Below are 12,120 nucleotides of genomic sequence, written 5' to 3'. Positions count from 1 at the left end.
TTTGTAAAAAAACTCCATTTTTATACAGCGCCCGCTAAAAGCGGTTAATAAAACATCAGCAACGCTCAATTCTTGTACAGCAGATACAAAAAAGCGCCGCTTAAGTTAATAAGCAGCGCTTTTTCAATAATAATTTTCTAACTAATTAATCTTTGCTGTTACTGCGCTCTTCTTGCATCGCTTCTTCTAATTCATCTTCAAGCTCATCATCTTTAGCTGGCTTGACGAAGATAACGCCTAAGATAATCCCAGTTTCGAATAGTAACCACATAGGGATAGCCAACAGGCTTTGTGAAATTACATCTGGAGGCGTTAGTAACATCCCCATAACAAAACAACCTACTATCACATAGGTTCTTTTATCCCTTAGGCCTTGTACCGTTGCCGCGCCAGACCAGATCAATAATAGCGTTGCTATAGGGATCTCAAACACTATTCCAAAAGCAAAAAACAATTTCAGCACAAAGTTGAGGTAACTGCTGATATCAGTCATCACTTCTACATTCTCAGGCCCTACGCTTGTAAAAAAGCCAAAGATTAGAGGAAAAACGACAAAATAAGCGAATGCTATGCCTGCATAGAACAAAAAGATACTTGAGGCCAGCAATGGAATAGCGAACTTTTTTTCATGCTGATATAACCCGGGCGCGATAAACCCCCATATTTGATGCAAGATAAAAGGCATGGCTGCAAATATGGCGATAACCAATGTTAGCTTGAATGGAGCAAAGAACGGGGACGTTACATCAGTCGCAATCATGCTCGTGCCTGACGGCAATAACGCCGTTAGCGGCGCTGATAGATAGGTATAAAGATCATTGGCAAAATAGAACAATCCCAAGAACAGCCCTAGGATAATTAACAGCACATACATTAAGCGCTGTCGAAGCTCCACCAAGTGACTAATTAACGGTTGCTCCGTATCCTGACCTGGGCTTTTTTGCTCTTCGCTCATTACTTCTCTATTTTGCTTTGTTCAGAGGTTTTTAACTCTTCAGCATTCGCTTGCTCTTTCAGCTCTTCAACTGAAGGGGCTTTTGTTGCTGTCAGTGACTCATGAGCTTCATTAAATGGCTGACGCATCTCATCTAGCTCTTTATCAAGTTCACTTTTCTGTATTGCTGCCGTTCTTTTCAGCTCATCAATTCTCAGCTCTTCGCTGATCTCTGATTGAATAGAACCCACAGCACTGCGGATACGCCTTACCCACATACCTACGGTACGTATCGCTCCAGGTAACTTATCTGGACCGAGCACAACCAATGCAACCACCGCTACAATGAGTATCTCAGCGAAACCGATATCAAACATTTAGTGCAACCAATTATTTATCAGACTTCTGCTCATCTTTCACATCAGCTTTTTTCGCTTCTGTAAAATCAGCATCTTCCTGCTTTAATTGCTTTTTATCGCCGTCTTCTTCTTTTTTATCAGCATCTTCGCTCATCGCCTTTTTGAAGCCTTTAACCGCTCCACCTAGGTCGCCGCCGATGTTTTTAAATTTCTTTGTTCCAAAAATCAAAATAATAATGGCCAACACAATAAGAAGCTGCCAAATACTAATTCCACCTAAACCCATTGTTATGCTCCGTATTTACTTCAACGGTGAACGCATCACCTAAATTCATTATTAATATGACTAATCTATTCAGTAGTAGCAACTGCCTGCTACTAAACCAGCATATTTACCTTTATTTAGTTCGTGATGCTTTTTCTTCCAGACCAGAAAGATCAAAGCGACGAGCTAATTCATCGATTACTGACTGTGGAGTTTCACCTAAGTGAGATAACGCCACCAAACTATGAAACCAAAGATCTGCCGTTTCATAGATAACATCACTGTTATCCCCACTCGCTTGCGCATCTTTTGCAGCAAGAATCGTTTCGGTTGCTTCTTCACCCACTTTTTCAAGAATCTTATTCAAGCCTTTAGCGTGTAAACTTGAGACATATGAGCTATCTGGTGATGCGGCTTTGCGCTGCTCTAATACTTCACCTAGCTTAGTTAATACGTCGCTCATTTCTTCTCTCGCTTAAATTTATGCTTTTTATCGTTGCGGAAGCATACCCGAACAATAATATTTCCACCATCCCCCCTTAAGAAGGACTACTTTCCTTTAAGTAACAACACGCCACCTAGACCCGCCAAAACCCAGCTGCTGACCGGCAGCTCACAGAGCCAAGCCTGAAGTTCTGGGCTAGCCGCAACAACGGCACCTGCGATAAGTAGTAATGCTAACGATTGTCTACGACGGCTTTTTGCCTTTAGCTCATCTTTTGCTTGCTGATAAGCTCGGATATCTCGCAAACGACTATTATCTAGATCGCGTACCTGATTTAACGCATCAAATAGTAGTTGTGGCATATGAGGTAATTTTTCTAGCCAATCTGGCGCTTGCTGCTTAATCGAGCGATACACTCCTTTTGGCCCCATTCGCTCTTTCATCCAGTTCTCTAAGAAAGGCTTGGCTGTTTTCCATAGATCGAGATCTGGATAGAGCTGACGCCCTAGCCCCTCAATATTAAGTAATGTTTTCTGCAACAGCACCAGCTGCGGCTGAACTTCCATATTGAAACGCCTTGCTGTTTGAAAAAGACCCAACAGAACTTGACCAAATGAGATCTCTTTAAGCGGCTTTTCAAAGATAGGCTCACATACACTTCTAATAGCTGTCTCGAATGCATCTACATTTGTATCTGCCGGAACCCAACCTGAATCAACATGCAGCTGTGCAACTAAACGATAGTCTCGCTTAAAGAATGCTAAGAAATTTCTAGCCAAATAGCTTTGATCTTCAGGCGTTAAGGATCCGATGATTCCAAAATCAACCGCTATATATTGTGGTGAAGATGGATTATTACGAGACACGAAGATATTACCAGGGTGCATATCTGCATGAAAAAAACTGTCACGAAATACCTGAGTGAAAAAGATCTCTACACCACGCTCAGCTAACACTTTCATATTTGTTTGCTGTGCTTCTAGCTGATCAACCTCTGCAACGGGAATACCATGAATACGCTCCATGACTAATACATTCGAGCGCGTGTAATCCCAAAATATTTCAGGGATATACAAAATCTCACTATTTTCAAAATTGCGACGCAGCTGGGAGCCATTGGCCGCTTCTTTACGTAGATCTAATTCATCAAAAATAGTCTGTTCATATTCAGCCACTACTTCCACTGGACGAAGCCTACGCCCCTCTTCCCAAACGCCATGAACTAAACGCGCCAGGGTAAATAAGAGATCCATATCCTTTCTAATTGTTTTACCAATTCCAGGACGAATAACTTTTACTACGACCTCCTGGCCCGTAAACATCGTCGCTTTATGTACTTGGGCGACCGATGCAGAGGCCATAGGCTCAACGTCAAATTCACTGAATAGTTCAGAGACAGGTTGACCTAAAGCTTCCTCTATCAAGCTTTGTGCCTGATGGCCCGAAAATGGAGGGACTCGATCTTGTAGCTTTTTCAGTTCCTCTGCCAAGTCATCCGGCAGCAGATCTCTACGTGTAGACAGCATTTGACCAAATTTGACGAAAACAGGTCCTAAGGCTTCCAATGCCAATCGAATACGTACAGCTTCAGGTTTAGATGCAGAGATAAAAAGGCGCCATGGCATCAGCCAGAAGCAAAGTTTGATATACCAAGGAAGTGATAAACTCAGGAACAATGTATCAAGACGATAGCGAGCAAAAACCTGAACAATTTTCAGAATACGCGAAAGACGCTTCACAGAAGGGAACCTTAACTTAATAAACTATTATTGAAATGGGAAACGAGGACGAAGTTTATTTCGTCCTAACTAGATTACGACCATCTTCTTTTGCTTGATACAAAGCTTCATCAGCACGGGTAAAGAAATCATCCAAAGAATCACCCTCTTTTATCTCAGTTACACCAAAAGACATTGTGATGCCTACAGGTTTACCATGAAAGTTAAAGGGACTTTTTTCTAACGACTGCCTTAACTTATCCATCGCTTGTTCGGCCTCAGCCGTACCAGTGGATGGAAGAATAATAACAAACTCTTCACCACCATAACGTGCAACGAAATCGGTCACTCGGATATTTTTAGTAATAACCTTTGCCACTAATCGAAGGACTTTATCTCCCGCTAAATGACCAAAGTTATCATTAACCTTTTTGAACAGATCTAAATCGGCTACAACAACTGCAAACGGAGTGCGATATCGTGACCAACGTTCGTATTCTTGTTCAATATGTTCATCATACGCTGCACGGTTAGGCAGGCCCGTCAGAGGGTCCGTTCTCGCTCTTAAACGCTCCTCTTCCATATGAGCTTTAACCTTACGCGTCTCTTGCTCCATCTCCTCCACTTTTCCAATCAGATCTTCATAACGACCCTGAAGGCGATGTTCTCTCTCTTCCTCTTTTTTCTTAAAACTATCCATAGCTTTTACCAAGCCGGATAGCTGCAAAGAGACGGCACTTTTTAAATCTTTAATATCGTGGGTATTCTTCACTGTATTGTGAAGCTTCTTCACATCAGTTCTAACCTTTTTATCTAGATCTTGCTGGTTTTTACCAATCTCTTGCTGAACCTGGCGGCTATCGACTACGAATGTTTGTACTTCAGTTAGACGCGAGCTCAATTCCAACAAGTAATTTTCGAAATCATCACTCGTATTACTTGTTGATTTAATAACTAACTGGACTACTAGGTGCACGATTTCAGGAAGATGCGGTAGTTCGAAACCCTCTTCAATGCGCTTTACAAGCACTCTAGCATTAGGCGTTTCTTCTTTTGGTACAAACAGCCCACTGATCAGTTCAAGTAACTCAGCACCTATACGCTTAAGTAGAAGCCGGACTTCATCTCCTAAAGCATCAGCAGTAGCCGCTGTATCTAAAGAAAAATCACTGGCTGAAATCGTATTATCGCTGTCACCCGTATCAATGTGACTTTGTAACTCTATGAGATCCCCTAGAACATTCGGTAACTCATAATAACTATCTTCTAACTCATTGCTACGGCGTTCTAATGAATCCAATACATTCTGTGACCCACCACTCTGTACTTGCGTACGTAGCATGCGAATCCATTTTAACAGCGCAAAGATCGACTGTTTCGCTTGCTGACTGCGTGACTCTTCACGGCGATGAATCTGCTTTTCTATACGGCGACTAATTTTTTTCAGAAAACCAAGGTGCTCACTACACTCTTCTTGCAGAAGAGGCTTTAACGAAGCTAGGTCAGAATCAAATTGAGGACTTTCACCTTCCAACGCAACAGACATATAGCCTGCAAGCTGGCGCAGTTGAAGTTCGACATCAGCGCTACTGCGCTCCTGAACCTCCAACTCTTTAGCTAGTTCCCTATATTTCTTTTTCCAATCAACCTGTTCTTCCGACACACTATATCCTCAGAGCACCACAACCAAAAACCAGTCAAACTTCATGTTAGTCTAACTCACTAATTCACACTAGGGTTTAAGATCAATGAGGCATAAAAAAACGCCCTTATTTGGGCGTTTTTATTAAAAGGGGCTTTTATTGTGCTGACATACGCTCTTTTTCAACGAGATAATCTACGACTTTAAGCATTTGCGGTTGACCACCAGCCATCTGAGCCGTAATACGGTATTTACCATTAACAACCATCGCCGGAACACCCTGCACACCATAACCACGCAGTTTAGAATCACCCTGTTTGAGCTTCATGTTAACGGCAAATGAGTTGTACGCTTTATTAAACTTAGCGCTATCAACACCTAAATTGGCATAAAACTCAGAGAAATCATTCATCCCACTGAAACGACGACGCTCTACATGAACCGCATTAAAGGTCGCTTCATGAGTTTTATCTAAGGTTTTCAATAGTTCAGAGGAGTAGAACGCACGCGCCATCGGTTCCCAGCTACGACCAAATACAACAGGCATACGAACAAAGTTCACATCTTCCGCTTTATTCTTATCCCAATTTTTAATATGAGGCTCAAAACTATTACAGTGAGGGCACGGATAACCAAACATTTCGACCACTTCAACTTTACTCTGATCCGCTGTGCGTACTGGTGAGGTTAACTTTATATAATGTACACCCTCACGATATTCCTCAGCTTGAGCCATAAAAGGCAGCAATAAAGCAGCAATCATAAAACCAATTCTTTTCATTATTTAGCTCCGAACTTACAAAAACATTTAAAGATGGACACGCTCTCAGCCTGAAAGTTCCAAGCCGACGAAAAGCACCTACAAAAAAGGCAGCCTAAGCTGCCTTTTTCGAACCTAAGCTTAATTTACTTGCTCAAGCCTTGAATATAGCTAGACACTGCTTTCATTTCAGCGTCGCTCAATTTAGCGGCAATATCCTGCATCATCTGCTGAGGATCATTGCTACGCTCGCCTTTTCTGAAAGACATTAACTGTTTTTCAGTATACGCAGCATGCTGACCACCAATCGCAGGGAAACCTGCCTGAGCATTACCTTCGCCCGTTGGTGAATGACACGCTGTACAAGCAGCAACGCCTTTATCAGCAATACCTGAACGATAAATAGCCTGGCCTTGTTCTACCAAATCTTTAGCCGCATGACCGACAGTGCCATTTTGCTTTGCGAAGTAAGCAGAGATATCAGCAATATCTTGGTCACTTAAGTTATCCAATAGACCCGTCATTTCAACAACAGGACGTGCACCAGATTTAATATCGTTCAACTGCTTGATCAGATATTTTTCATTCTGACCTGCAAGTTTAGGAAAGTTTGCGATAGCGCTATTACCGTCAGCGCCATGGCAAGCTGCACATACAGCCGTTTTGCCTTTTCCTGCAGCAGCATCACCTGCTGCGTGAGCTACACCAGTAAGACCTATGGTCATAAGCAAGCTAATCAGTAATTTATTCATCTACGAACCCAGACTATTAATTAAAATTATATTCGATCTATGTAAAACACTAATGGTTTTCCATCGACCGATGTTATCCTCACTTCCCTGCAGACTAGAGGTAAAACCTGTTCGCAGGTAAAATTGACGCAATTATAAACCAATAACCACACAAACGGGAACGACAATCTCTGTTCCTTTAGTATCGATTTCCAAAAAAGCGGCCAAAAATATGTCATCAGATCAAATAACCGTTCACTACAACACCGCTAAATTTAATAAAAGCGCATCTAAACTACATCAGTGTCCGGAAGATGTAGGCGCTGAAGTAGCGTTTGCTGGCCGTTCAAATGCGGGTAAATCAAGCGCAATTAATACGCTAACCAATAATGGAAAGCTCGCTCGTACCTCAAAAACACCAGGTCGAACCCAATTAATCAACTTTTTTGACCTTAATGTTGAAGGTGTTCGTATTGTCGACTTGCCGGGTTATGGCTTTGCTAAAGTCCCTATTGAGATGAAGCAGCACTGGCAGCAACACTTAGATGAATATTTACAAAAGAGACAATGCCTACAAGGCGTTGTGCTTGTAATGGATATTCGCCATCCAATGAAAGAGTTTGATCACATGATGGTGAATTGGTGTCAGAACTCTCATATGCCACTACACGTATTACTGACAAAATCTGACAAATTGAAAAGAGGTCCGGCACAATCTACATTACTGACAATCCGCAAAGAACTTACTCAAGTTCTCGGCGATTTAGTCACCGTACAAACCTTCTCTGCCCTTAAAAAGCAAAATGTAGATCAGTTACGTCAACGCTTAGATTTATGGTTAGTGCCGCAAGATGATGAATCTACTAGCGAATAGATAAAAGAAAGCCCTGGGAAATTTCGGAAGGGGGAACAAACGATCTCTCAGGGCTTTAACGCATGCTTGTAATAAAGAGCCAAGACCATGGTGTGTCAACGTATACATGACTCTTAAACAAAGTAGACCGCTTTACTTAACAATAGTTCCCATCATTGTTCAAAAAACATTCATTTAATAATCAGCAGCCCAAGGCCACTGACCATAGGTGATATTTTAACTTCAACAATTAGTGCGCTTGCTCCCAGTTATCACCGACACCCGCTTCAACCAATAAAGGCACATCAAGCTCAGCGGCATCAGCCATCTGCTGCTTTACAGCCGCAACAAACGCATCAACTTGATCTTCCTTCACTTCAAAAACCAATTCATCATGTACCTGCATGATCGCCTGCGCATCAAATTCAGATTCTTTTAACCAGCTATCAACGGAAACCATTGCTCGTTTGATAATATCCGCAGCAGTTCCCTGCATCGGCGCATTGATCGCTGTACGTTCCGCGGCCTGACGACGCATCGCATTCTTCGCCTTTATTTCAGGCAGATATAGACGGCGGCCAAACAACGTTTCAACATACCCTTGTTCTTGCGCTTTTGTACGTACATCGTCCATATAGTTTTGCACGCCCGGATAGGTTTCAAAGTAGTGATCAATATATTGCGCAGCTTCTTTACGGCTGATGCCTAACTGCTTAGCTAAGCCGAAAGCAGACATCCCGTAGATAAGACCGAAGTTAATCGCTTTTGCACTACGACGCTGGTCCGTACTGACCTCATCTAAGCCGACCTTAAAAACCTCTGCAGCCGTTGCACTATGAATATCGGCCCCTTTAGAAAAGGCATCCAGAAGTCCTTGGTCCTGAGACAGATGAGCCATAATGCGTAATTCAATTTGCGAGTAATCCGCCGCCACCAGCTTATAGCCTTCTGGCGCAATAAACGCATGACGAATTCTACGCCCCTCTTGAGTACGCACAGGAATATTTTGTAGATTCGGGTCCGAAGAAGATAAACGCCCTGTTGCGGTAACTGCTTGATGGTATGAAGTATGAATACGCTGTGTACGCGGGTTGATCATCAACGGTAGCTTATCGGTATAGGTCGATTTCAGCTTACTTAAGCTACGATGCTCTAAAATCAATTTAGGCAATGGATAGGTTAATGCCAACTCCTGTAAGACCTCTTCCGCTGTGGAAGGTGCGCCTTTAGGCGTTTTTTTGATGACCGGAATTTCCAGCTCTTCGAAGAGTATCTGCTGTAACTGTTTGGGTGAGGCTAAGTTAAACTCTTTACCTGCTATGTCATAAGCTTCCCGTTCAAGCTCAACCATACGCGCAGCAAGCTCAATGCTTTGTTCGCCTAAAAGGTTTGGATCAACTAAAGCGCCATTACGCTCAATATTAGATAACACAGTAATCAACGGCTTCTCAATTTGAGTAAATACTTGGCTCAAACGTTGATCTTTGCTCAGCTGCGCATCGATTACTTGGTGTAATCGCAGGGTAATATCAGCATCTTCAGCGGCATAAGGGCCTGCTTGCTCTAACTCGATTTGATTAAAAGTAAGCTGTTTTTTCCCTTTGCCCGCAATCTCTTCGAACTTGACCGTTTTCAAACCAAGGTAACGATCTGCAAGACTATCCATATCATGACGCGTGGCAACTGAGTTTAGAACATAAGATTCCAACATCGTGTCAAACTCAATGCCCTTCATTTCAATGTCATAATTAGCCAACACATTCATATCGTATTTAATATGTTGGCCTACTTTTTTATGATCATCGCTTTCTAATAAAGGTTTCAACTTAGTTAGCAGCGTATCACGGCTGATCTGTTCAGGTGCGCCCATGTAATCATGTGCAACAGGAACATAAGCCGCTTTTCCAACTTCAATGGCAAACGACACCCCCACTAGCTCGGCTTCCATGTAATTTAAGCTCGTTGTTTCCGTATCAAACGCGAACAATTCAGCTGTGGATAACTTTTCAATCCACTGATCAAGTATTCCTTCATCTAGCACTATCTCATAATCAACATCGCTAGACGCGGTCGGCAAAGAGGGATCATCCGCCTCATCAACGACTACCGAAGAGGCCATACCCGCTCCGGATTCTAAATCTCGGATCCACGATCTAAACTCAAACTCAGTAAACAGCTCAATAAGCTCAGAGGTATTAGGCGCAGGCTTTTTGAAGTCAGAGATCTCTTCTTGCAGTTCAACGTCTAATTTAATGGTTGCCAAAACATAAGATAGATCAGCCTCAGCACGGTTATCTTCTAATTTCTTGGCCATGGTTTTTGAACCACGAAAACCCAGAGCAGCTATCTTATCTAAATTTTCATATAGATATTTAATGCCACCTAAACCTTGCAGCAAGGCAAGTGCAGTTTTTTCACCCACCCCAGGAACACCGGGGATGTTGTCGACCTTATCGCCCATAAGTGCAAGAAAATCGATAATCAATTCAGGCGGTATACCAAACTTCTCTTTAACCCCTTCGACATCCATCAGCGTGTCAGTCATAGTGTTGATCAGCGTGACATGCTTATCCACCAACTGAGCCATATCTTTATCGCCAGTGGAGATCAGCGTATCGACGCCCTGCTCGCTTGCTTGTCGCGCTAACGTGCCAATAACATCATCAGCCTCAACACCCGCTTCAACGATCAGCGGCATTCCCATCGCTTTAACAATCTTATGAATCGGTTCAACCTGACTACGTAGATCATCCGGCATCGGTGGACGCTGTGCTTTATACTCTGTGTATAGCTCGTCACGGAAAGTTTTACCCTTTGCGTCAAAGATCACCACAACTGGGCTCTCTGGGTACTGTTTAACCAAACTTTTCAGCATAGATGTAACTACTCGGATCGCCCCCGTCGGCACACCCGCGGAATTTCTTAAGTCTGCTTGCTGTGAAGCAAAGAAGGCACGGTATAAATACGAGGAGCCGTCGACTAGAATAAGGGGAGAGTTGGATGCTTGCTGCTGTTCGCTCATCTGTGAATCCGAGTTGGTTAAATAATTAGTTGTCGATTAGCTATAACTAGGCACAGATCATAATCGATAAGTGCAGCCGTCTAAAGAAATCTTCATACTTTAACAAGGAAGAGTCATGAAAAAGCTACTACTCGCCACCCTAATACTCCTAGCGCCTCTTGCTCATGCAGAAGTACCACCGCTAGTAGACGAAAATGAGCCACAAATTACGATCTATAATGATGCAGAGAAAACTTACTATGAATACCGCGTCAATGGGCAGTTGAAGGAGATCAAAGTCGTCCCTAATATAGGAAAAGAATACTATTTAGTGCCTGCACCAGGTGAAGGCGACTTTATTAGGCATGAAGAATCACAAATGCTTATCCCCAAATGGGTTCTGTTTCGTTGGTAAGCTCTAAATTCAATTGTTAATAACCGAGTAACGCTTTTGGCTGTTTATACGCACCTCGACAAAAACAACCTTGATCTCTTCCTAAATGATTTTGATTTAGGCTCGCTGGTTAGTTTTAAAGGTATTGATGGTGGTATTGAAAATACCAACTACTTCATCACTCTTAAAAACGAAAACGAAGAAAGTGAGTATGTACTCACTCTCTTCGAAGAGCTAAGTTATGAAGAGCTTCCCTATTTTGTTGAGCTTTGCCAATGGCTATCCGATAAGCAGATTGATGTCCCTTTTGCCTTAAAAGATAAAAATGGCATCGGCCTTAAGAAACTAAAAAACCGCCCTGCCGCAATTCAGCCACGTTTCTACGGTGAGCATGTTGCTCAATCCGAACTTACACCAGAGCATTGTGCAGCAATTGGTAGAGTACTCGGCGAGTTCCACGTGGCCGCCGATAGTTTTTATTTAGAACGCCAGGCACATCGTGGCGTCTTTTGGTGGAGAAGAGAGAGCGAACTGCTATCGCCTAAGCTAACACTCGAAGACCAACAACTTCTGAAAGAGGAAGTTAAACGTTTTGATCAACTACGTGATCAACCCGGCGATATTAAGGTAGGCACGATCCATGGAGACTTATTCCATGATAATGTGCTTTTTCAAGGCACCGAAGTCAGCGCTGTTTTAGATCTATACAATGCAGCTACCGCCTTTTTATTATTCGACCTAGCCATCGTAGCGAACGACTGGTGCTGTAACCCTGATGGTTCTATTGATCCTCTTAGGGAATCAGCCCTGCTTACCGCTTATGGGAAAGCCCGCCCTTTTACCAAAGATGAAAAAAGCGCATGGCCGATTCTCACCTGTACGGCTGCCATGCGTTTCTGGTTATCACGCCTGATCCCTTGGTTAGATGAAGAAAGCGAGCAAAAGCTCAAAGACCCAGAGGAGCTCAAAAGCATCTTGCTTTACCGACGGCAGCACCCAAGTCAGCTTCCTTAAAACG

The 12,120-nt window shown here is 42.9% G+C and carries 12 protein-coding genes; 3 read left to right on the top strand and 9 right to left on the bottom strand.

The window, feature by feature from the left end; translation table 11 throughout:
* Positions 1 to 145 precede the first annotated feature (145 nt).
* The 8 genes from tatC to B4K11_RS07800 all read right to left on the bottom strand — a co-directional run bounded on the left by tatC (position 146) and on the right by B4K11_RS07800 (position 6,875).
* Positions 146 to 955, bottom strand: a complete 810-nt coding sequence (gene tatC, locus B4K11_RS07835) for a twin-arginine translocase subunit TatC (RefSeq protein WP_292950251.1) — start codon at positions 953 to 955, stop codon at positions 146 to 148.
* On the bottom strand, positions 955 to 1,311 hold the full coding sequence (gene tatB, locus B4K11_RS07830; RefSeq protein ID WP_292950250.1) for a Sec-independent protein translocase protein TatB: 357 nt from the start codon (positions 1,309 to 1,311) through the stop codon (positions 955 to 957). The genes tatC and tatB overlap by 1 nt, the downstream gene beginning before the upstream one ends.
* Positions 1,312 to 1,324: 13 nt before the next feature.
* Positions 1,325 to 1,579 (bottom strand): Sec-independent protein translocase subunit TatA, encoded by a 255-nt coding sequence (gene tatA, locus B4K11_RS07825; protein ID WP_292950249.1) that lies wholly within the window; start codon positions 1,577 to 1,579, stop codon positions 1,325 to 1,327.
* 112 nt (positions 1,580 to 1,691) lie between these two features.
* A complete protein-coding gene (locus B4K11_RS07820; protein ID WP_292950248.1) occupies positions 1,692 to 2,021 on the bottom strand; it encodes a phosphoribosyl-ATP diphosphatase in 330 nt (109 codons plus the stop codon).
* Positions 2,022 to 2,107: 86 nt separating this feature from the next.
* On the bottom strand, positions 2,108 to 3,742 hold the full coding sequence (ubiB, locus tag B4K11_RS07815; RefSeq protein ID WP_292950247.1) for a ubiquinone biosynthesis regulatory protein kinase UbiB: 1,635 nt from the start codon (positions 3,740 to 3,742) through the stop codon (positions 2,108 to 2,110).
* A 55-nt stretch (positions 3,743 to 3,797) separates the two neighbouring features.
* Positions 3,798 to 5,384 (bottom strand): GGDEF domain-containing protein, encoded by a 1,587-nt coding sequence (locus tag B4K11_RS07810; RefSeq protein WP_292950246.1) that lies wholly within the window; start codon positions 5,382 to 5,384, stop codon positions 3,798 to 3,800.
* Positions 5,385 to 5,520: 136 nt separating this feature from the next.
* Positions 5,521 to 6,144, bottom strand: coding sequence for a thiol:disulfide interchange protein DsbA/DsbL (locus B4K11_RS07805; protein WP_292950245.1), 624 nt, complete (start codon positions 6,142 to 6,144; stop codon positions 5,521 to 5,523).
* 125 nt (positions 6,145 to 6,269) lie between these two features.
* The gene (locus B4K11_RS07800; protein ID WP_292950244.1) at positions 6,270 to 6,875 is read right to left on the bottom strand and encodes a c-type cytochrome; all 606 of its coding nucleotides are present in this window, start codon (positions 6,873 to 6,875) and stop codon (positions 6,270 to 6,272) included.
* A gap of 211 nt (positions 6,876 to 7,086) precedes the next feature.
* Here B4K11_RS07800 and yihA point away from each other — a divergent pair, with 211 nt between their 5' ends.
* On the top strand, positions 7,087 to 7,728 hold the full coding sequence (gene yihA, locus B4K11_RS07795) for a ribosome biogenesis GTP-binding protein YihA/YsxC (RefSeq protein ID WP_292950243.1): 642 nt from the start codon (positions 7,087 to 7,089) through the stop codon (positions 7,726 to 7,728).
* 229 nt (positions 7,729 to 7,957) lie between these two features.
* On the opposite strand, the gene polA is transcribed toward yihA, so the two are convergent.
* The gene (polA, locus tag B4K11_RS07790; protein WP_292950242.1) at positions 7,958 to 10,729 is read right to left on the bottom strand and encodes a DNA polymerase I; all 2,772 of its coding nucleotides are present in this window, start codon (positions 10,727 to 10,729) and stop codon (positions 7,958 to 7,960) included.
* A 115-nt stretch (positions 10,730 to 10,844) separates the two neighbouring features.
* On the opposite strand from polA, the gene B4K11_RS07785 reads away from it, so the two are divergent.
* Both B4K11_RS07785 and B4K11_RS07780 read left to right on the top strand, forming a co-directional pair.
* Positions 10,845 to 11,123 (top strand): DUF2782 domain-containing protein, encoded by a 279-nt coding sequence (locus tag B4K11_RS07785; protein WP_292950241.1) that lies wholly within the window; start codon positions 10,845 to 10,847, stop codon positions 11,121 to 11,123.
* A gap of 36 nt (positions 11,124 to 11,159) precedes the next feature.
* The gene (locus B4K11_RS07780; protein WP_292950240.1) at positions 11,160 to 12,116 is read left to right on the top strand and encodes a homoserine kinase; all 957 of its coding nucleotides are present in this window, start codon (positions 11,160 to 11,162) and stop codon (positions 12,114 to 12,116) included.
* The last annotated feature ends 4 nt before the right edge of the window (positions 12,117 to 12,120 follow it).

The sequence above is a fragment of the Neptuniibacter sp. UBA6509 genome (assembly GCA_002435145.1).
Taxonomy (GTDB): Bacteria; Pseudomonadota; Gammaproteobacteria; order Pseudomonadales; family Balneatricaceae; genus Neptuniibacter.
The sequence above is the reverse complement of the archived record's forward strand: the minus strand, read 5'-3'. Positions and strand labels throughout refer to the sequence as shown.